Origin of the sequence: Streptomyces sp. NPDC102437, from assembly GCF_044765565.1 — a bacterium.
Classification (GTDB): domain Bacteria; phylum Actinomycetota; class Actinomycetes; order Streptomycetales; family Streptomycetaceae; genus Streptomyces.
In genome coordinates this window covers 94,714-114,011 of sequence record NZ_JBIWKI010000020.1, presented here as the reverse complement: position 1 = coordinate 114,011, position 19,298 = coordinate 94,714, and the positions used below count along the sequence as shown (strand labels likewise).

The following is a 19,298-nucleotide window of genomic DNA, read 5'->3' as shown; positions in this document are numbered from 1 at the left end:
CCATGTTGACGATACCTGCGGGAACCGAGGCGTCGCCCGCCGGGCGAAGCGCCCCGCGCGGGGGCCGCGGAGCCGTCCCGGAGGACGGCGAACGCGAGGTCCAGACCAGGCGTGGGACAATCGTCGTGGCTCACGGTACGGGGGACTCAGTGGACGTCCCCCGAATGCACGGCACTAGCGAGCAGGAGACAAGGCACGATGCGCATCGGAATTCTCACCGCAGGCGGCGACTGCCCAGGTCTGAACGCAGTGATCCGGTCGGTCGTGCACCGCGCCGTGGTGGGCCACGGCGATGAAGTCATCGGCTTCGAGGACGGGTTCAAGGGCCTCCTCGACGGACACTTCCGCCCCCTCGACCTCAACGCGGTCAGCGGCATCCTCGCCCGCGGCGGCACCATCCTCGGCTCGGCCCGGCTGGAGCGCGACCGGCTGCGCGAGGCCGCCGAGAACTGCGCCGAGCTGAGCCGCCGCTACGGCATGGACGCCCTCATTCCGATCGGCGGCGAGGGCACCCTCACCGCCGCCCGGATGCTGTCGGACGCGGGCATGCCCGTCGTCGGCGTCCCCAAGACCATCGACAACGACATCTCCGCCACGGACCGGACCTTCGGCTTCGACACGGCGGTGGGCGTCGCCACCGACGCCATAGACCGTCTCAAGACCACCGCCGAATCGCACCAGCGGGTCATGGTCGTCGAGGTGATGGGCCGGCACGCGGGCTGGATCGCGCTGGAGTCCGGAATGGCGGGCGGCGCGCACGGCATCTGCCTCCCCGAGCGCCGCTTCCAGGTCGAGGACCTGGTGAAGATGGTCGAGGAACGCTTCGCGCGCGGCAAGAAGTTCGCGGTCATCTGCGTGGCCGAGGGCGCGCACCCGGCGGAGGGCTCCATGCCGTACGCCAAGGGCGAGATCGACCAGTACGGCCACGAGCGCTTCCAGGGCATCGGCAACCGGCTGGCCATCGAGCTGGAGACCCGGCTCGGCAAGGAGGCCCGGCCGGTCATTCTCGGCCATGTGCAGCGGGGCGGCACGCCGACCGCGTACGACCGGGTGCTCGCCACCCGCTTCGGCTGGCACGCGGTCGAGGCGGCGCACCGGGGCGACTTCGGCCGGATGACGGCACTGCGCGGCACCGACATCGAGATGGTTCCGCTTGCCGACGCGATCACACAGCTCAAGACGGTGCCCAAGGACCGTATGGACGAGGCCGAGTCGGTCTTCTGACCCGCTCCGGCCCCGGCCGCACGGCAGCGGCCCGGCTCGAACGACCCTGCGGCCCTGACTGTCCCCCCGTGGACGGTCAGGGCCGCTCGTCGTTCCCCCGGCGTCCGGACGCCGTTCCGGATGGTCGGATCCGGACGGGCCGCGGTGCCGGAAACAACTCTTGAGCCGACGGACCGGATCAACAAGGCTTGTCCCTGTCCGGGACATGTCCCAACCTTGTCCGGGCGTGAAATCCAGGGGAGAGGCACAGCAGATGGTCGTCGAGGGCAGAGCTCCCGATCCTTGTGGGGCGCGCAACGCGCCCGAGTTCGTAGCCCTGTTGGGGGTGCTCAAGGAAGCGTCGGGTCTGACGTACCGCGAACTGGCCCAGCGGGCCGACGCGGTCGGGGACGTGCTGCCGCGCTCCACGATCGCCAACATGCTGGGGCGCACGTCGGTCCCGCGCGAGGAGCTCCTCGCCGCCTTCGTACGGGCCTGCGGCTGCGGGCCCGCGGAGGTGGCGGAGTGGCTCGCCGTACGCAAGGAACTCGCCGTGCACGGGGAGCGGGCCGGGACGGGGGAGGAGCCCGAGGCAGCACCGGAAGCCACCGCCGGGCACTCGTCCGAGCCGCCCACCGTCCCGTTCCCCGAACCGGCCCCTGCCCGGCGCCCCCGGTTCAGGAAGGTTCTGGCGGCCGCCGCCGGGCTCGTCGTGCTCGCCGCCGCCGCGGTGACCGTCACCCTCCTCGTACGCGACGACGGGAAGGAAGCCACCCCCGTGAGCGGGCCCGTGGCCGGGCGGACGGTGCAGATACGTTCCGTGCACTCCGGGTTCTGCCTCTCCGAGAAGCGGGGCAGCGACAGCGGGCGGCTGTACCAGGTGCCGTGCGAGCAGGAGACGATCCCGAGTTTCTCCCTCAAGCCGCTGGACGGCGACGCCTGGCGGATCGTGACCGATCACCCGGAATTCGACCTGGGCTGCACCGGAATCTGGGACGGGATGCGGGATGCGGGAGCCGGGTTGCAGGACCAGGGGTGTGGCAAACGTGGCGATGCGGAGGAGTTCCTGATCGAGCCCGTCGGCCGTCCCGTCGAGGGGTACCGCATCCGTCCCGCCCACACCCGCCTGTGCGTCGGTGCCGAGGGGAACAGCAAGGAGCGCGGCGCCAAGCTGGTGCAGGCGAGCTGCGACGGAGCGGACCGGGCAAGCCTGTTCTCCTTCGACCCGGTGGTCCCGGAGACGGCCGGCGGCTGAGCGCGTACGGGGGTGCCGGGGCCGGGCGGTTCAGTGGCCGTCCGGCCCCTTCACCCCCGCCGCCCGCCAGAACCGTTCCAGGATCTCCGCCAGGAACACCCGCCCCGAGTCGCCCGTGGCGCCGGCCCGCTCCGCACCCGTGCTGCTCCAGCTCAGCGTCGACACCATCAGCGCCTGGTAGTCGGTGTGCAGTTGCTCCAGCACGTCCTGGAGGAACCCGCGCTCCAGCGGCACCAGCTTGGCCACCGGCCGCAGATGGGCCTGCCAGCGCGTGGTCACCGCGCCCCGCAGCAGCTCCGCCAGCTCCTCGTCCCGCCCGGACACCGTCACCAACCCGGCGGGCGTCAGCCCCAGCACCTCGGCGAGCACCGCGGACTGGCGTTCGTTGCCGCGCCAGCGCCCCGAATCCTCCATCCGCAGATACGCGGAGGTGGACAGCCCCAGCAGCCGCGCCAGCTCCTCGACGGCCAGTTCCCTGGCCACCCGGTGCTCCCGCAGGGTGCGCGCGGCGGTGAGCAGCTCGCCCGGCGAGCACCACAACACCCCGGCCAGCGCCATGAGTTCGTACTCGTCCGGCGAGGCGAGCCCGCGCTCCCAGGCGACCACCGTCTCGGTGCTGACCCGGAGCCCGTACTGGGCTCCGAGCCCGTAGGCGACATGGCCGGGAAGCATCCCCAGGGCCTCGCGCAGTCGGCGGGCGGCGGGGGCGTTGAACGGCGGGGACGGGTGCACGGCCCCACGGTAGGAGTCAAGGCATGGAATGACTACGGTGTGTTTCACCGATATCCACGGATCGTAGGAACGTCCTAGAAGAATGCTGAACGCTGTCGGCAGTGCTGCCCGCACGCGGGGCTCGGGATCACGACGGTGCTGCTCACGAGGCGGATCCAGTGGCTGGGTGGGACGATAGGAGCGATGGTTCCCGGCCGGTAGGCGGAGGGAGGAGCAGGGATGGAGATCAAGCCGCAGGCGGTCGTCCTCCCCAAGGAAGCAGACCTCGAACAGGGCAAGTACGGCCCCGTTTTCCCGAAGACACCGGCGTGCTACGGGTTCACCATCGTCGCGAAGGTCAAGCCGGGCCGGGCCGAGGCGATGCGGGAGTACGGCAACACGCTGGCCGAGGCGCTGAAGGAGGATCCGTACCTCCTGGCGCCGCTGAAGTTGCACTACCTGCGCTGGGTGCTGTTCGACGACGACACCCGTTTCATGTATCAGGGGATCTTCGACACCGATTTCGACAAGTACACCGAGGACGCCGTTGCCCTTTTCGGTAAGGCGCGGGTGAGCACGGCTTTCGAGAATCTTGAAGGGTTCCCCGAGGACTGGAAGACCAACCCCGAGGCATTCGGCCGGTTCGTGCGCGAACACCACTGTCCGAGCTTCATCGAGTACGGGGAGTACCCGTACGTCACGGCTGACGAGATCAAGAAGGCACTGCGGATCAAGAGCGCCCTGTCGGAGATGCTCGACCAACTGCAGTGAGAAACGGCTGCCGTTCGTCCCACTGCCCGGTCCGGGTCAGGTCTGTTGTGGATCGGAGGCGCGATGAGCGAGGTCCAGACCGCACGCACCTACAACCAGAACCACGTCCCGCGCGAATACACGCCCGGTCGGCGACGGGTGAGCATCTACGTCGCGTGGAGCTATCCGGCGGAGGCAGGCAGGAACCCGGCCGAGCTGGACAACCGGTTCTCCACCATGACCGAGGTCCGCCGGGTCGCCTGGCCTGCCTACGAGGACCCGAAGTGGTCCGACCCGTTGCGGTTCCAGCAGGGCATCGCCGGCTCACTGGAGTTGTTCTTCCTGGCCTGGGTGCCGTTCCAGCGGTTCGTCGAGGAGATCACCGGACACGCTGTCCCCGTGTACCAGCGCATCGACCAGGCCGGTTTTCGTACACCGCTCGACGAGCGGGTACTGGCTGACACCGACACCTTGTTCGTGTTCGGGCTGGATCACACGATCACAGGACAAGAGGCCGGGGCCGGGGAGGTCGAGGCACTACGGGCCTTCCTCGGGCGGGAGGACGCCAGCCTGGTCCTGGGGCCCCACCACGACGTCGGGGCATCGGACGATCTGTCGGTGCGGGAGGTGGAGTACCGCCATCACGGCGATCCCCTGGTTCCCCGCCAGCAGCGGTTCGCCGGCTATGTCCGGGGCTTGATGCAGGGTCTCGGGGTACCCGTCGAGAACCGCTACGGACTGCGCCCCGCCGTGCAGGCGCCGAACCGAATAGCCCCGTTCTCCGCGATCAGGGATGCGGATTCGAAAGGGTGGCTGGACGGGGTGACGAACTTCAACTTCCACCAGCATCTTCCGCATTACGCGGTGACGAGCGACGAGCCGGATGTCATACGTGTGCTGGCCCGGCAGCCGGTCGACACCTCCATGCCGCATCCGTTCATCGAGGTCGGAAACACCGAGTTCAACATGTTCCTGTGGATGCCCCCGAGCGGTGAGCGGGCCGCCGATGTGCTGCTGGCCGACTCCACGATCTTCAGTTCGTTGTTCGGCGGCGACGAGAGCCTGCGGAATTTCTGGCGGAACCTCGTCACGAAGTAGTGACGCGAGGAGGCGAGGCCGTGAGCGTGCACCCGTCGGCCGCGTTGGAGTTCGACGACATTCAGAGCGGGGTCCTCAGTCCCCGCCCGACCCCCTACACGGCGACCTACCTGGTGTTCCGTGTCGATGACCGGGCACATGGACGGGAGCTGATGCGGCGCGCGAGTGCGGTGGTGACTCCCGCCGCCGACTCGGTCAGTGCCCTGGGGGAGACGTGGGTGAGTGTCGCGGTCACCTTTCACGGGCTGGAGGCTCTGGGTGTGCCGCGGGCATCGCTGGACACGTTCGCCTGGGAGTTCCGGCAGGGGATGGCCGCCCGGTCCGAGGCGCTGGGCGATGTCGGCGAGAGCGGCCCCGAGCACTGGGAAGTGCCACTGGGCACATCGGATGTCCATGTGGTGTTCGCGGCGCTCGCCCCTGATGCCACACGGTTGGAGGCGGCCCTCGACCGGGCCCGCCCCGCCTACGACCGGCTTCCCGGGGTGACCGCGATCTGGCGGCAGGACTGCTACGCGCTGCCCACCGAGACCGAGCATTTCGGCTACCGCGACGGCGTCAGCCATCCGGCCGTGGAGGGCAGCGGTATCGCCGGGTCGAACCGGTTGGAGGTGCCGTTGAAGGCGGGCGAGTTCGTGCTCGGCTACCAGGACGAGATCGGAGGCGTTCAGACCCCGCAGCCGGAGGTGCTGGGACGTAACGGCAGCTACGCGGTCTTCCGCAAACTCCACCAGCGGGTCGCCGCGTTCCGGCGCTACTTGCAAGACAACGCCACCGGTTCCGAGGACGAGGAGCTGCTCGCAGCCAAGATCATGGGGCGCTGGCGCAGCGGGGCACCGCTGGCACTCAGCCCCCAGCACGACGACCCCGATCTGGGCGCCGACTCGCACCGTCGCAACACCTTCCTGTACGGGCGGGACGATCCGGCGGGATTTATCACGCCCAGCGGCTGCCACATCCGGCGGGCCAATCCCCGCGACGCGGCGGTGGCGGGTGAAGTGCGGCTGCACCGCATGATCAGACGCGGCGCCGTCTACGGCCCGCCGCTGCCCGAAGGAGTCCTGGAGGACGACGGGGTCGACCGCGGCCTGATGTTCGCGTTCATCGGAGCCCACCTCGGGCGGCAGTTCGAATTCGTTCAGTCCGAGTGGATGAACGACGGCGTCTTCTTCGGCGGGGGCGGCGCCAGGGATCCCGTCACCGGATCCCACGACGGCCTCACCGGCTTCACGGTTCCCCGGCGGCCACTGCGGCGACGCCTGTCCCCACTGCCGCGGTTCGTCGTCACCCGCGGCGGCGAGTACTGCTTCCTGCCGGGTCTGAACGCCTTGCGGTGGCTCGGTGATCTTCAGGGCTGACACGCGGTCACGCATGCCGTGGCACCGGGCAGCCGAGGCTCTCGGCTGCCCGGGAGGACCTGTCTCATGGAAGCCCTGTATCTGTTGTTCGACGCCGTCGCCGTGATCTTCATCGCGGCCGCCATGTTCACCGCCGGTCCGGGGCCACCATCCCGGCATCGTGTCAGAGCGGTCGGGCCGTGGCGACCAGGCGGCCCTCACGGTCCATCACGGAGATGGACCGGATGTCGGGGAGGCGCACGGCACTCGCCCCCGTCACGGCGGCGCTGCCGTTGGGAGTGATCGCCCAGGTGGCCGCCTGCTCCTTGCGGCCGTCCACCGAGGAGACCTGGAGGACGAAGGGTCCTGGTGCTCCTGCGGGCAGGTCGGCCAGGGTGACGCTCACCGCGGTGCCCCAGGGCTTGTCCGTGAGCGTGGCACGGCCGGACACGGAGTACCCGGCGGCCGAAGTGAAGGCGGTGGCCGGGCCGTCCGGGCCGGCCGGGTGCCGGGACTGCAGCATCGACCCCACTCCGAGCCCGGCGATCACGATCAGGGCCGCGGCCAGTGCCAGCCACTGCCGACGGGCCCGGCGCCTGCGTACGGCATCGACGGTGCGGACCTGCTCCAGCAGGCGGCCGAGCCCGGCCGGCGGCGCCGCGTCGGTGCCGGTCTCGCGTGTGTCCGGGGGGCGGGGCGCGGGCATGGCCGGGGCGCGGCGGAGCAGTCCGGCCAGCGGGGCCGAACTCGCGAGCTCGTCACGGCATTCCTGGCACATCGGCAGGTGGGACTCCAGGACGCGGCGGTCGGTCTCCCCGAGACCGCCCAGCACATATGCGCCGATCAGCATGCGCACGTCATCGTGGTCGGTGCTCACCGCAGAACTCCCATTTCTTCAAAGGCTGCGCGCAGGTTGCGTACGGCGTAGTAGGCGCGGGACTTGACCGTTCCCTCCGGGATCGTGAGTCGTGACGCGGACTCGGCAACGGTCAGCCCCTCGAAGTACAGAGCCTGGATCACATCACGGTGCTCGCCGGACAAGCGTTCCAGCGCCGCGCTGATCACGTGGCCCTCCAGCGCCGCCTCCACGTCATCGGCAGAAGGTACGGCCGCGAGCGCCTCGTCGTCGTAGAGCGGTTCCGGACGCCGCTGCTCGGCACGCCAGCTGTCGGTGAGCACGTTGCGGGCGATCGTGAAGAGATAGGAGCGGATGGTGACCTGGCTGGTTTCGATCCTGTCGATGCTGCGCCATGCCCGCAACAGCGTCTCCTGCACCATGTCCTCCGCCTGCTCGGGGCTGCGCACGTACCTGCGCACGAAGGAGAGCAGCACATCGTGGTGCTCGGTGTACAACGCAGTCATCAACTGCTCGTCCGGCGTCACGCTCGATGTCCTCGTCTCGCGGGCTGGGGTCGCTCGGAGCAGCGCCGGGCCCGAACCGCGGGCGGCTGACAGTCCGCGCCCCGGGGCGGCGCGGAACCGGATCCGGTCCATCCGACTCACTTCCATACCTGACCGCATCGGCTGCGCTGACCTGGAGGACGGCTGCGACCTGCGGCTTCTGATGTCCTGAGGCACTGATCCTGGGCCTCGCAGCTACGTGTACGACGAGCGGGGGGTCCGAGTTCACCCGCGGATTGAACCGGGTGCCACACGCGGTCGTACACATGGCCGCAAGCCCCGACACCCAGGAGGACAAGTCATGAGGAAGAACAAGCTCGGCTGGACCCTCGGCGCGAGTGCGGCCGTGATCCTCGGCCTCGGCGCCACGGCCTTCGGACTCACCAGCGCGAACGCGTCGAGCGTGGACAGGCCCTCCGCCGCGAAGCACCCGGTCAAGGTGAAGGTCGTCGCGCCCCAGCGCGGGGACAACGCGGGCGTGGAGGGCAAGGGCTGGATCGTGGACCTGAAGCTCTCCTTCCGGGGCAAGACCCTGGCCCAGACCGGCTACAACGGGCTCCAGCTCACCGGCCCGGCCGCGCACAACGAGACCGCCCCCTTCCCCGGTAAGTTCTCCACCGGCCGGGACGAAAAGGTCCCTGGACTGGTCGTGCTGGACTCCACCACCAACAGCACCCTCCCCGGCTTCTCCGGGCCGGGTACCAACCTGGCCAACCTGTTCAACCTCTCCGGCGTCACCGACCGCACCCCGCACACGACCGAGCTGTGGGACACCTGGATCGTCGGCGCCCCCATCGTGGGGCAGAACGTCGACACCACTCTCACCGTGGCGGTCGTCGACGACCTCGACCACGACGGCATCTACAACGACGCACCCGCCGTCGTGAAGGATCTCGACGGCGACGGGAAGATCGGCGCCAAGGACCTGGACCGGATGGGCGTCGCCTCCAACATCGTCACCGTCCCCTTCCACATCGACGCCGACCCCGCCTGAACACCACCGGGTCAGGAGTAACGCCGCTGCCGGCATCCGGCCCCACCCCACCATCAGGAGCTGCTCCCGTGAAAATTCCGAAGACCCGTGCGGCCCTGGTGGCCTCCACGGCACTACTGGTCGCCTCCGGCGCGGCCCCGGGCGTCGCCGCCCCTGCGTCCGGGCACGACCGCACCTCCGTGGCGCTCGCCTGGTACGACACCACGGCCGACACGATCGCGACGGCCGGATCGGCGCTGCCTCCGGTGACCAACAACCGCACCTGGGCGATCAGCTGGATCGCGGCGGCGCGGGCCCTGCAGCATGTGCCGTCCGGGGTCGACCGCGGGGACTACCAGGACGCGGCGCTGGCCGCCGCGGTGCACCGCGCCCTGGTCGAGCTGGCGCCCACCCGTGCCCCGGAGCTGGATGCCGCCCTGCGGGAGACCCTGGACCGGACTCCCGACGGCCCGGCCGAGACCCTGGGCGTCGCGGCGGGCGAACGCCAGGCGCGGGAGGTCCTGCACGACCGCGAGGACGACGGCCTCGACGCGGCCTCCGTGAACGCCCCCTTCACCGTGCCGCCGGCCGCGCCGGGCGTCTGGCAGCCCACCCCGCCCGCGTTCGCCCCAGCCATCCAGAACGGCAGCAGGTTCGCCCGGCCCTTCCTGCTGAAGAGCGCCGACCAGTTCCGGCTGCCCGCGCCGCCCGCTCCGACGTCCGAGCGGTACCTGACCGACCTGAAGGAGGTCCGGGACTTCGGCGAGCTGAACAGCACCGCGCGCACCGCGCGGCAGACCGACACGGCCAACTTCTGGTTCGACTCGTCGCTCGCCCTGTGGACCAAACCGATTCGCGTCGCGCTCGCCGCCACGTCCCACCGGCCGCCGGCCAAGCAGGCCGAACTCGTCGCTCTGGCCCACGCCACATTGGTGGACACCCAGATCGCGACCTCCGACAGCAAGTACACCTACCCGCTGTGGCGTCCCGTCACCGCGATCCGGGCCGGCGTGGGCGACATGGCGGCCGACCCGTCGTGGACCCCGCTGCACACCACCCCGGCGCACCCGGACTACCCAAGCGGCCACAACACCTACGCGGGCGCGACGGAAACCGTGCTCACCGCCCTCGCGGGACCGCGCACGGCCCCGTTCACCCTGACCAGCGGCACAGCACCGGGCGTCGTCCGCAGCTACACGGCATGGCACCAGCTCACGCTCGAGAACATGGACGCGCGGGTCTGGCTGGGCATCCACACCCGACTCGCGGACGAGGCCGGGGTCGAGCTGGGCACCGATGTCGCCAGGTACGGGCTGAGCCACGCCCGGTCGCTGTTCCAGGAGCACTGAAGCGGCCGGACGAACACCGCCGTCCGGGCCCGCGTCCACGTCGAGTCGGCGAGGACGCGGGCCCGGGTGCCGTCGCTCCGTCAGCGGTTGCGGGTCACCCACCGGTAGTGCAGCTCCGGGCGCCCGATCTGGCCGTACTGCGGACTGCGCACCGCGCGCCCCACCGTCACCAGATGCTCCAGATAACGGCGCGCGGTGATCCGCGAGATGCCCAGTCCCTCCCCGGCCGCCGCCGCCGTCACCCCGTCCGGGGCGGCCCGCAGGGCGCGGGTGACGGCCTCCAGCGTCGGGCTGCTCAGCCCCTTCGGCAGCCGGGCCGGCTGCGGGGCGCGCAGTACGCCGATCGCCCGGTCCACCTCGTCCTGGCCGCTGGCCTCACCGGCCGCCGCCCTGAACTCCGCGTAGCGCACCAGCCGGTCGCGCAGGGTGGCGAAGGTGAACGGCTTCAGCACGTACTGGACGACCCCGAGCGACACCCCCTCCCGGACCACCGCCAGATCGCGCGCCGACGTCACCGCGATGACATCCGCCGAGTGCCCGGCCGCGCGCAGCGAGCGCAGCAGTTGGAGACCGTGCCCGTCGGGCAGGTACAGATCCAGGAGCAGTAGATCGACCGGGGTGCGGTCCAGTGCCCGCACCGCCTCCGCCCGAGAATGCGCGACTGCCGCCACCGTGAATCCGGGGACGCGGCCCACGTACAGCCGGTGGGCGTCGGCGGCGACGGGATCGTCCTCGACGATCAGTACGCGGATCACGCCGTTCCCTCCTTCGTGGTGTGCGCCGTGGGCCCGGCGAAGGCCAGCGGCAGCCGCACGGTGAACCGCGCCCCGCCGTCCGCCCCGCCGTCCAGGGTGACCGTGCCGCCGTTGCGGTGCACCGCCTGCTGTACGAGGGCGAGCCCGATGCCCCGGCCCGCTCCACGCGTCGACCAGCCCCGCTCGAACACCTCGGCGGCGTCCGCCGGATCGACCCCGGCCCCGGTGTCGGCGACCCGCAACAGCAGTTCGCCCTCCCCGGCCAGCGCGGTGACGGTGACCCGGGCGCGGGCGGCCCGGCCGCCACCCGCTCCCCGCTGGGCGGGCACGGATCCGGGGCCCGGCCCACCGGTCACCGCCTCCGACGCCGCGTCCACCGCGTTGTCGATCAGATTGCCGAGGATCGTCACCAGATCCCGGTGCGGCAGTGTCGCCGGCAGGTCGCCGTCGTCGATCAGGCTGTCGTCCGCGAGCACCAGCTCCACCCCCCGTTCGTTCGCCTGTGCCGCCTTGCCGAGCAGCAGCGCGGCCAGCACCGGTTCGGCCACCGCTCCCACCACCCGGTCGGTGAGGGCCTGGGCCAGTTCCAGCTCGGCGGTGGCGAAGCCCACCGCCTCCTCGGCCCGGCCCAGTTCGATCAGCGAGACGACGGTGTGCAGCCGGTTCGCCGCCTCGTGCGCCTGCGAGCGCAACGCCTGGGTGAACCCCCGCTCGGAGTCCAACTCACCGGACAGCGCCTGGAGTTCCGTGTGATCGCGCAGCGTCACGACGGTGCCGCGCTGCTCCCCGCCCACCACCGGACGGGTGTTGACCACGATCACCCGGTCCGCCGTCAGATGCAGTTCGTCGACCCGCTCCTCGGAGGCGAGCAGCGCACCGGTCAGCGGCGCCGGCAGCTCCAGCTCGGCGACCCTGCGCCCCACCGCACCCGGCCCCAGACCGAGCAGCTCCCGGCCCGCGTCGTTGATCAGCGCGATCCGGCGCCGCCCGTCGAGCATCAGCAGCCCCTCGCGCACCGCGTGCAGCGTGGCCTGGTGGTAGTCGTGCATCCGGCTCAGCTCGGCGGCGTTCATGCCGTGCGTGTGCCGACGCAGCCGGGCGTTGATCACGTACGTGCCGATGCCGCCGAGCGCGAGCGCCCCGCCCGCCGCCAGGCCCAGCGCCCCGAGCTGCGCCCGCACCTGCGAGGAGACCCGCTCGACCGTGATGCCCGCACTGACCAGCCCGATGATCCGGGAGCCGTCCCGGACCGGGGTGACGACCCGGATCGAGGGGCCGAGCGTGCCGGTGTACGTCTCCGTGAACGTCTCGCCGCGCAACGCCCGCGCGGTGTGCCCGAGGAACGTCTCACCGATCCGGCCGGCGTCCGGGTGCGTCCAGCGGACCCGCTCCGGGGACATGATCGTGACGAAGGTGATCCCGGTGTCCCTGCGGACCTGCTCCGCGTACGGCTGAAGCACGGCCGACGGGTCCGGGGTGCCGATCGCCTCCCGCACCGACGGCGAGTCGGCGATCGCCAGCGCGGCCGCCCTGACCTGCCGGGTCGCGGTCTCCTTCGCCTGCGCGCTGCCGGAGACGTACGCGAAGAACGCGCACCCCGCCACCACGGCCGCCACCAGCACCACCTGCATGGCGAAGAGCTGACCGGCCAGGCTGCGCGGGCGGGTCCGGGGACGGGGGAGACGCATGGCACCAGTCTGCCTGGCCGAAAACACATGAACGAAATGCACGTAACGGTGACCGGCGTCACAGGGAGCGAGATATTCACCAAGGGTTTTTCCGGCCTGGATCCGCCGGACAGCCCTTGCACCCCCCAGGGACGGGGGCGTGATCCGGACGAGCCGAGGAGAACCCCCGTGGGAGTGGCAGCCGCCAAGCGGGACCGCACGCACTATCTGTATCTGGCCGTGATCGCGGCGGTGGCTCTCGGCATCCTGGTGGGCTTCGTGGCCCCGGGCGTCGCCGTCGAGCTCAAGCCGATCGGCACCGGCTTCGTGAATCTGATCAAGATGATGATCTCGCCCATCATCTTCTGCACGATCGTGCTGGGCGTCGGCTCGGTACGCAAGGCCGCCAAGGTCGGCGCGGTCGGCGGCCTCGCCCTCGGCTACTTCCTGGTGATGTCGACCGTCGCGCTGGCCATCGGCCTGCTCGTCGGCAACCTCCTGGAGCCCGGCCAGGGCCTCCACCTCACCGAAGCCGTACGCGCCGCCGGTGAGAAGCAGGCGGCGGGGCCGAGCGAGTCCACCACCGACTTCCTGCTCGGCATCATCCCGACCACGGTCGTCTCCGCCTTCACCGAGGGCGAAGTGCTCCAGACCCTGCTCATCGCGCTGCTCGCGGGCTTCGCGCTCCAGGCCATGGGCTCGGCCGGCGAGCCGGTGCTGCGCGGCATCGGTCACATCCAGCGCCTTGTCTTCCGCATCCTCGCCATGATCATGTGGGCGGCGCCGGTCGGCGCGTTCGGCGCGATGGCGGCGGTGGTCGGCGAGACCGGCGTGGACGCGCTGAAGTCCCTCGCGATCATCATGATCGGCTTCTACGTCACCTGCGCGATCTTCGTCTTCGTGGTGCTCGGGGCCATCCTGCGGCTGGTCGCGGGGGTCAACCTGATCGCCCTGCTGAAGTACCTGGGCCGCGAGTTCCTGCTGATCCTCTCCACCTCCTCCTCCGAGTCGGCCCTGCCCCGGCTCATCGCGAAGATGGAGCACCTCGGGGTCAGCCGCCCGGTCGTCGGTATCACCGTGCCGACCGGCTACTCCTTCAACCTGGACGGCACCGCGATCTACCTCACGATGTCCTCGCTCTTCATCGCCAACGCGATGGGCGACCCGCTGAGCGCCGGTGAGCAGATCTCGCTGCTGCTCTTCATGATCGTCGCCTCGAAGGGCGCGGCCGGAGTCACCGGCGCGGGCCTGGCCACCCTCGCGGGCGGCCTCCAGTCGCACCGCCCCGGCCTGGTCGACGGCGTCGGCCTCATCGTCGGCATCGACCGCTTCATGAGCGAGGCCCGCGCCATGACGAACTTCGCGGGCAACGCGGTCGCCACCGTCCTGGTCGGCACCTGGACCAAGGAGATCGACAAGGAGCGGGTGGACAAGGTGCTCTCCGGCGCGCTCCCGTGGAACGAGCAGATGCTCAACCAGGACGGCGACGTGCACGGCGTCCCGGAGCCGCGCGACAGCGACGAGCAGCACGCGGTGGCGAAGGCGTAACCGCACCGGCACCGGAAACGGCACCGGAAAGGGGCCGCCGCGGGAACTCCCGCGGCGGCCCCTTCGTGCTTGCCCTGACGTCGGCGTCAAGGTCTACCGTCGAGGACATGCGAATCGGGGAGCTGGCAGAACGGGCCGGAACGACCACGCGGACTCTGCGCTACTACGAGTCCCGCGGACTGCTGCCGGCCCGGCGGGCCGACAACGGCTACCGCGCGTACGACGAGGACGACCTGCGGCTGGTCCAGCAGATCCGGACCCTGCAGGACTTCGGGTTCGAGCTGGAGGAGACCCGGCCGTTCGTCGAGTGCCTGCGCGCCGGCCACCCGGCCGGTGACGCCTGCCCCGCCTCGCTCGCCGTCTACCGGCGCAAGCTCGGCGAGCTCGACTCGCTCATCGAACAGCTCCGGACGGTCCGCGCCGAGGTGGGCGCCCAGCTCGCCAGGGCCGAACTGGAGGCCGGGGCGGCGCTCCCCGGTGGTCCGGAACCACGTTGTGAACTGGGAGGATGACAGATGATTCATGCAGAGGGCGTGGCAGAGGTCACCGACGCCACCTTCGACACCGAGGTGCTCGCGGCAGACGGCCCGGTGCTGGTCGAGTTCACCGCCGACTGGTGCGGCCCGTGCCGCCAACTCGCCCCCGTGCTCAGCGCCGTCGCCACGGAACTGGCCGGCCGCATGGAGGTCGTCCAGCTGGACATCGACACCAGCCCCGGAATCGCGAGCCGGTACGCGGTGCTCGCGGCGCCGACCCTGATGGTGTTCCGGGACGGTGAACCCGTGAAGTCGATGGTGGGCGCCCGCCCCAGGCGCAAGCTCCTCCAGGAGCTGGAGGAGGTCTTCGAGACGGCGTGAGGCGGGCGCGACCGGGACTGCGGAACGTCCCTGGAGGAAATCCCTACAGGATTTCGATGGCATCGACCTTCGGCACGTTCGAATATTTAATGTTCGAATTCCGGGGGATTTTCACCACGTCGCCGTTGGCGTCGTAGTACTTCACGTCGTTGTTCCCCGTGGAGATCTGATCGACCCACCACCCGCCGAAGTCGGTCTTCCCGCGATTCGCATAGCAGTCCACGCTGTCGCGCCCACTGCCGTCGTGCGACCAGATCTTAAGGAAACCCGCGTCCGGGTCGCAGGTCACGTGATCGATGGCGGAGGCGGTTCCGGCCGGCCCGGCCAGGGTGAACGCGGCGGCTGCGGCAAGCGCCGCGGCCATCGTGCGCACAACGTTCCTCTTTTTCGAGGTCATAGTTTCCCCTTGAATTGAATATGGAACCAATAGCCCACTTCGACGACGTGGACATCGGTGCTGAACAAGCATCGTACGAAGTCGATCACCCATTCAGGAGGGCCTGGAAGGGAAATCACCTGAACGTGAATGCCTGACCGAATGCGCCGGGGCCAAGGGCGATTTCAAAGTCTCGTGATCTCGGACCGCCCCAGGCTCAGGCCTGACGGCCAGCCGTCCGGGCCCGGCTCGGGTGGGTGGTGGCGATCAGGGGGCTCTCATCAGGTCGCGGAGGTTGCCGACCAGTGCGTGGATGTCACGTTCGACGATCGGGTCGGCGGGGGCGGCCGGGGCCGCGCCCGGCTTGGGCTCGCGGCAGGTGCGGCAGAGGCCGTCGGGGAGCGCATCGGGCGGGCCGGGTGTGCCGCACTCGGTGCATTCCACCATCAGACGGCGGACGGGGGTGCCTGGTGCGGCCGGTGCAGGGGCGGTGGGCAGGTGGGGCGGGACCTTGTCGTTGAGGCGGCGGCGTACGAAGCCGATGGGGGAGTCGACCTGGGCGGGGAGGCCGGAGGTGAGGGCGTGGGTGAGGTAGTCGGCGTCCACGCCCCTGGTGAGCCACTCGGCAGCCAGGGGCTCCAGCACCGCGCAGTCGGTGGCGGAGAGGGGCAGGCGCGGTTCGATTCGGCCCAGCTGGGCCAGGGCGAGGTAAGCGGGCGAGGGGGATGCCGGGGCCGGTTCAGGGTTTCGCTGCTGCGGTACGGCGGGGGCGGGAGCGGGCGAGGTGGGCTTCGCCGGGGGCTCGGCCGGGGGCGCGGGGACCGGGACCGGCGGTTGTGCTCCGGCCCGGGGAGCGGGGACTTCCGCAGGACCCCGGGGCGACGGGGGAACGATCGCCTCCTGGGGTGCTCGGCTGTTCTCGTCGTCCAGAAAGGTGCCCCACCATTCGTTGTCGCGGGCGGTGCGGGACCAGAAGGTCCGGGTGACCCAGCGGACCTGGCCGCGCACTTCGATCCGGCACTGGGCGTGCCGCAGGTGACCGGCCACTCCCAACGCCCTGAGTGCGCTGCCGACGGCCATCTGTCCGTACAAGGGGATGTTCTTGGCGAGCGACTTGATGTCCATGGCCGCGCCGTCGGGTAGATGGTCGACGAACCCGGCGATGTAGCGCTCGCGCTCGGGCAACAGCATGAAGTCGTCGGCGCGCGACGGGTGTTGGTCTGGCGTTGATCGCTTGCCGTAACCGGGATTGGCCTTCGCGTACGGGCGCGAGGATGCGGGTGCGCGCAGGGCAGAGCTAAAGTTCTCACTAGCCACGAGATCGCCTTTTCGATCTTTGGGTGAGACCCCGGCCGGTGCGCTTACACCGCGTCCGGGGTCGCTTGGTCCAGGGAACCGTAAGCAGCCGCGACATCGCGCCGCAAGCCGGTCCGGATTAGTCGTACTTGCTGGTCGTGACGGGTCGGGGAGGGTAGGGAGGTTTTCCCAACCACCTTCTTTTACCTACCGGTTGAACAAGAGCGCTCGAACCCCGGCTCCCGGATCTCGCCCCCCGAATCCCGAAGCTCAAGCGTCGGGCCCGGTTCCTTCCTCGCACCCACGAAAGAGTGAACCAGCCGGTCCCGGAGCTCGAACCCCGACCCTCGAAGCCCGGAACTCGGGTTGCGGACTGCAGGGTGGCACTACCCCTGGCGACGTCCCTTTCCTGTCTCTCGATCGGCGTACGCTGAATCGGGAAGGGTGGTGTCGCATGTCGGATGAACTCGCTGACAGTCTCAGGAAATACCGTCGTGCTGCCGGACTCAGTCAAGAGCAGCTCGCGCACCGAGCGGGGCTGTCGGTCGGCCCCGTCAGAAAGATCGAGCAGGGCGACGACGGTGTGCGAATGGAGACACTCCACGCCCTCGCCCGCGCGCTTGGAGTGAAGACCTCCAACCTGATGGCGGCTGGAGCTCCGAAGCCTGTGCCTCACGACGACCTGAACACCTCGAATCTCCGCGAACTCCGCATCGCCCTGACCCCGGCTGTCAGCCTGGCCGCGCCTGACGCGCCGACGGGTGATGCGCCCGACATCCGTCGCCTGCGCCGCATGACCCATGACAGCGCACTCCTGTACTTCGGAGACAGCTACCAGAGCATTGCCGCTGACCTCCCGGCTCTCATCCGAGCTGCGAACGAGGCCGTGGCCTACTACGACCGCGGGAGCGAGCACCGGGACGCCCTGCGTGCCCGCTCCGAAGCCCTGCAACTGGCTGGGCGGTATTTGACGCAGATCAGGCAGTACGACCTCGCCTACGGGGCTATCAAGGAAGCCGTCAGTGACGCCAGGCTGTCCGGCAACGAACTGACCGCAGCCTCGGGAGTGGGCGGCATGTGCTTCGTGCTCATCCGAACCGAGAGGTTCGACGAGGCTGAGGACATTGCCGTCGCGACGATGGACATCGTCGAGCCGAAGATCAAGGGGGCCACGGCGGACGCGTATGCGACCTGGGGTGGCCTTGCGATGGAGGCCGCCGCCGCGGCGGCCCGGAACAACCGCCCTGAGGAAGCCAAGGAGCTCCGGAGAGCGGTCGGCACGGCTGCGAGGGCAGTGGGAGTTTCGCACCGCAACCTTCTGCGTCATTGGTCTCAGTTCGGGCCCGTCACAGCCGCGATGAAGGAGCTGGAGGACGCGATGGTTGCGGGAGACGCCCGGACTGTCGTCCGGAAGTCCGGCGAGGTGGAAGAACTCCAACCGAAGGCGTGGAAGCGGTTGGGGAAGCCGAGCACGAACGACGGGAACCGCTACTTCCTCGATCTGGCTCGGGCTCGCGTCCGCACGGGTGACTCCTTGGCTGCCATGGAAGAACTGTCTCGCCTGGATCACGTCGCACCCGAGTGGTTTCGTCACCAGTCGGCCGCCGCGATCACCTTCGAAGAGATCACGAAGAAGCGTCGTACGCTCACTGCCGATATGCGCACGGTGGGCACTCACCTGGGCGTATTTGGGTGACTGCAGCACGCCGATGTAGTTCTGACCGGCCGTGACATCAAGTGCAGTGCCTTGCGTCTGGCTGGCCACTCAGGGTTTACATACCGTCTTCGGCATGGCGAACAACCAGCAGACCGAACCCCGGACCGGGGCGGCAGTCAAGGACACGAAGGCCGATCGCTTCGGCGTTGTGATGGGGACCATCGGCGGGCTCATCCAGCTCCGCCCGATCAGCGGCGGACTGTCGTGGGACGCCCAGCCGGACAGCATCGAGGTGCTTTCCTCGCGCCAGGAGCTGACCGTTCGCCTCGCCGCCCTCAACGCCGAGTCCAGGCGCCGAGCATGAGCGGGCCGCGCGCCATCGTGAGGCACGTCCGGTGGACGCTCGCGCCGAACCAGGAGCCGGATGCCGAACCGCAGACGTACGCCATGCTGTGCGTCGTCTGCGGCGAGTCCTCCCCGGCGGCGGAGGACTGGGACGCCCCGCAGGGATGGGCCCTTTCGCACTCTGGGCGCAATCCGTCCCACCATACGTACCGAGAGGTGATCACCAGGCCTTGGCGAACGTGGAGGGACTCGTGATGAGGTCCCCGGGCCGTCTGTCAGCCTCCTCGCCCATGCCGCCGAGCAACGAGTCCACGGCGATTGCGTCGAAGAACTGCACGTCCGTGTCTTGGCGTTCGGGCGCAGTCGTCCAAGCCCAGCCCCTGGCCTAGGACATGACGTCGAGCGGCCGCAGGAAGCGGCGCTCGTACCGCTTGATGCAGCGGGTGTTACGAGCCAGTTCGAAGGCATCCTGGCACTCCGGGTCGGACATGCTGTCCGTGCGGTACTGCTCGTACGTGGCGAGACTGGGGAAGGAGAAGAGGGCGTAGGTGATGTCGCTGTAGCCCTCGCTCGGCAGGAAGTAGCCGTGGCGCGTCCCGCCGAAACGGTTGACGAGCCTGACCCAGGCGCCGGCTGCTCCAGAAACTGGAGGCGGCGGTTGGAGGTGCGGCGGCTCGCATGCGTCCGCCGAGAGCCGGATGACCTCGGCGGCCGTGATCGGGC

The 19,298-nt window shown here is 69.9% G+C and carries 19 protein-coding genes and 1 pseudogene; 12 read left to right on the top strand and 8 right to left on the bottom strand.

What is annotated here, in order from left to right:
* Positions 1 to 198: 198 nt before the first annotated feature.
* Together ACIRJP_RS25055 and ACIRJP_RS25050 are read left to right on the top strand one after the other, a co-directional pair.
* Complete coding sequence (locus tag ACIRJP_RS25055) at positions 199 to 1,224, top strand: ATP-dependent 6-phosphofructokinase (protein ID WP_266729632.1); 1,026 nt, start codon at positions 199 to 201, stop codon at positions 1,222 to 1,224.
* A gap of 226 nt (positions 1,225 to 1,450) precedes the next feature.
* On the top strand, positions 1,451 to 2,458 hold the full coding sequence (locus tag ACIRJP_RS25050; protein WP_404178169.1) for a helix-turn-helix domain-containing protein: 1,008 nt from the start codon (positions 1,451 to 1,453) through the stop codon (positions 2,456 to 2,458).
* A gap of 30 nt (positions 2,459 to 2,488) precedes the next feature.
* Here ACIRJP_RS25050 and ACIRJP_RS25045 read toward each other — a convergent pair whose 3' ends face one another.
* A complete protein-coding gene (locus tag ACIRJP_RS25045; RefSeq protein ID WP_404178299.1) occupies positions 2,489 to 3,130 on the bottom strand; it encodes a helix-turn-helix domain-containing protein in 642 nt (213 codons plus the stop codon).
* Positions 3,131 to 3,409: 279 nt separating this feature from the next.
* On the opposite strand from ACIRJP_RS25045, the gene ACIRJP_RS25040 reads away from it, so the two are divergent.
* The 3 genes from ACIRJP_RS25040 to ACIRJP_RS25030 all read left to right on the top strand — a co-directional run bounded on the left by ACIRJP_RS25040 (position 3,410) and on the right by ACIRJP_RS25030 (position 6,372).
* Positions 3,410 to 3,940 (top strand): hypothetical protein, encoded by a 531-nt coding sequence (locus ACIRJP_RS25040; RefSeq protein WP_404178165.1) that lies wholly within the window; start codon positions 3,410 to 3,412, stop codon positions 3,938 to 3,940.
* 63 nt (positions 3,941 to 4,003) lie between these two features.
* A complete protein-coding gene (locus ACIRJP_RS25035; RefSeq protein ID WP_404178162.1) occupies positions 4,004 to 5,017 on the top strand; it encodes a hypothetical protein in 1,014 nt (337 codons plus the stop codon).
* 20 nt (positions 5,018 to 5,037) lie between these two features.
* Positions 5,038 to 6,372, top strand: a complete 1,335-nt coding sequence (locus tag ACIRJP_RS25030; RefSeq protein ID WP_404178159.1) for a Dyp-type peroxidase — start codon at positions 5,038 to 5,040, stop codon at positions 6,370 to 6,372.
* A 163-nt stretch (positions 6,373 to 6,535) separates the two neighbouring features.
* Here ACIRJP_RS25030 and ACIRJP_RS25025 read toward each other — a convergent pair whose 3' ends face one another.
* Together ACIRJP_RS25025 and ACIRJP_RS25020 are read right to left on the bottom strand one after the other, a co-directional pair.
* On the bottom strand, positions 6,536 to 7,228 hold the full coding sequence (locus ACIRJP_RS25025) for a zf-HC2 domain-containing protein (RefSeq protein ID WP_404178156.1): 693 nt from the start codon (positions 7,226 to 7,228) through the stop codon (positions 6,536 to 6,538).
* Complete coding sequence (locus ACIRJP_RS25020) at positions 7,225 to 7,734, bottom strand: sigma-70 family RNA polymerase sigma factor (RefSeq protein WP_404178153.1); 510 nt, start codon at positions 7,732 to 7,734, stop codon at positions 7,225 to 7,227. Before ACIRJP_RS25020 ends, ACIRJP_RS25025 begins: the two co-directional genes overlap by 4 nt.
* Before the next feature lie 319 nt (positions 7,735 to 8,053).
* Between ACIRJP_RS25020 and ACIRJP_RS25015 the strand changes: the two genes are divergently transcribed.
* Both ACIRJP_RS25015 and ACIRJP_RS25010 read left to right on the top strand, forming a co-directional pair.
* A complete protein-coding gene (locus tag ACIRJP_RS25015) occupies positions 8,054 to 8,746 on the top strand; it encodes a hypothetical protein (protein WP_404178150.1) in 693 nt (230 codons plus the stop codon).
* A gap of 68 nt (positions 8,747 to 8,814) precedes the next feature.
* A complete protein-coding gene (locus tag ACIRJP_RS25010; protein WP_404178147.1) occupies positions 8,815 to 10,074 on the top strand; it encodes a vanadium-dependent haloperoxidase in 1,260 nt (419 codons plus the stop codon).
* An 80-nt stretch (positions 10,075 to 10,154) separates the two neighbouring features.
* Here ACIRJP_RS25010 and ACIRJP_RS25005 read toward each other — a convergent pair whose 3' ends face one another.
* Both ACIRJP_RS25005 and ACIRJP_RS25000 read right to left on the bottom strand, forming a co-directional pair.
* Entirely contained in the window at positions 10,155 to 10,829 is a 675-nt protein-coding gene (locus ACIRJP_RS25005) for a response regulator (RefSeq protein ID WP_404178144.1), read from the bottom strand.
* Entirely contained in the window at positions 10,826 to 12,517 is a 1,692-nt protein-coding gene (locus ACIRJP_RS25000) for an ATP-binding protein (RefSeq protein ID WP_404178141.1), read from the bottom strand. Before ACIRJP_RS25000 ends, ACIRJP_RS25005 begins: the two co-directional genes overlap by 4 nt.
* Positions 12,518 to 12,685: 168 nt before the next feature.
* Here ACIRJP_RS25000 and ACIRJP_RS24995 point away from each other — a divergent pair, with 168 nt between their 5' ends.
* The 3 genes from ACIRJP_RS24995 to trxA all read left to right on the top strand — a co-directional run bounded on the left by ACIRJP_RS24995 (position 12,686) and on the right by trxA (position 14,901).
* Positions 12,686 to 14,044 (top strand): cation:dicarboxylate symporter family transporter, encoded by a 1,359-nt coding sequence (locus ACIRJP_RS24995; protein WP_404178138.1) that lies wholly within the window; start codon positions 12,686 to 12,688, stop codon positions 14,042 to 14,044.
* Positions 14,045 to 14,151: 107 nt separating this feature from the next.
* Positions 14,152 to 14,556 carry a MerR family transcriptional regulator gene (locus ACIRJP_RS24990; protein WP_351260055.1) on the top strand — a complete coding sequence of 135 codons (405 nt, stop codon included), beginning with the start codon at positions 14,152 to 14,154 and terminating at the stop codon, positions 14,554 to 14,556.
* Positions 14,557 to 14,559: 3 nt separating this feature from the next.
* Positions 14,560 to 14,901 (top strand): thioredoxin, encoded by a 342-nt coding sequence (gene trxA, locus ACIRJP_RS24985; protein WP_404178135.1) that lies wholly within the window; start codon positions 14,560 to 14,562, stop codon positions 14,899 to 14,901.
* A gap of 43 nt (positions 14,902 to 14,944) precedes the next feature.
* Here trxA and ACIRJP_RS24980 read toward each other — a convergent pair whose 3' ends face one another.
* Complete coding sequence (locus ACIRJP_RS24980) at positions 14,945 to 15,298, bottom strand: beta/gamma crystallin domain-containing protein (protein WP_404178132.1); 354 nt, start codon at positions 15,296 to 15,298, stop codon at positions 14,945 to 14,947.
* A gap of 246 nt (positions 15,299 to 15,544) precedes the next feature.
* A complete protein-coding gene (locus tag ACIRJP_RS24975) occupies positions 15,545 to 16,594 on the bottom strand; it encodes a MarR family transcriptional regulator (protein ID WP_404178129.1) in 1,050 nt (349 codons plus the stop codon).
* Between the two features lie 433 nt (positions 16,595 to 17,027).
* Here ACIRJP_RS24975 and ACIRJP_RS24970 point away from each other — a divergent pair, with 433 nt between their 5' ends.
* Both ACIRJP_RS24970 and ACIRJP_RS24965 read left to right on the top strand, forming a co-directional pair.
* Positions 17,028 to 18,269: a helix-turn-helix domain-containing protein gene (locus ACIRJP_RS24970; protein ID WP_404178126.1), complete on the top strand. Its 1,242-nt coding sequence runs from the start codon at positions 17,028 to 17,030 to the stop codon at positions 18,267 to 18,269.
* Positions 18,270 to 18,363: 94 nt separating this feature from the next.
* Positions 18,364 to 18,594: a hypothetical protein gene (locus tag ACIRJP_RS24965; protein WP_404178123.1), complete on the top strand. Its 231-nt coding sequence runs from the start codon at positions 18,364 to 18,366 to the stop codon at positions 18,592 to 18,594.
* Positions 18,595 to 18,960: 366 nt separating this feature from the next.
* Here the strand turns inward: ACIRJP_RS24965 and ACIRJP_RS24960 are convergent.
* Positions 18,961 to 19,200, bottom strand: a pseudogene (locus tag ACIRJP_RS24960) (NIPSNAP family protein); the annotation flags it as partial.
* Positions 19,201 to 19,298: the final 98 nt, after the last annotated feature.